General features: G+C 67.4%; 1 protein-coding gene. It reads right to left on the bottom strand.

Translation table 11 applies throughout. The features are described from left to right. Positions 1 to 602 (bottom strand): IS30 family transposase (locus tag WBN91_RS39075; RefSeq protein ID WP_337729447.1); only part of this gene is annotated, 602 nt, incomplete at its 3' end. Positions 603 to 620 lie beyond the last annotated feature (18 nt).

The raw sequence follows: 620 nt of genomic DNA on the forward strand, positions 1-620 counted from the left end.
ACCATTTTCCGGGAGAGGATCAAGGCGACCCGGTCCGCGGTGCGGTCGTGCGGAATCCGGACGAGCATGACGAACCGGCTGTGCCGTTCGACCAGAGTCGCGATCTGCGACTTCCTGCCCTTGCCGAGGATCAGGTCGCCTTCCCAGTGACCCGGGACCGCCCGATCCTCCGCCTCCGCCGGGCGTTCGCTGATGTTGACCATCCCGACGATCCTGGCCCGCTTCGGCCGCGCCGAGCCACGCGACACCCGCTGCGTGCGGCCGGTGCGCAACGCCACCGTCAGCTCCGTACGCAACTCGCCCCGAGCCTGGAGATACAACGTCTCGTAGATGGTGTCGTGGCTCACGCGCATTCCGGGGTCGTCGGGGAAATCCTCGGCCAATCTGCCGGACACCTGCTGCGGCGAGAAGTCGTCCCGCAACCCTTCCTCCACCGCGTCGTGCAACCGCCGATCGTACTCCAACTTCCGCGGCTTAGGCCGGGCCCGCAACCGCTCGAACCGCTCCTGCGCCGCATGAACCCGATAACCATCCCGGCCACCGTTCCGGGCGATCTCCCTCGACACCACCGTCGGATTCCGACCCAACCCGACCGCGATCATGCGGGCCGTACGATTCTC

It is taken from the genome of Saccharothrix sp. CCNWYY140 (genome assembly GCF_037401995.1).
Lineage (GTDB): Bacteria > Actinomycetota > Actinomycetes > Mycobacteriales > Pseudonocardiaceae > Actinosynnema.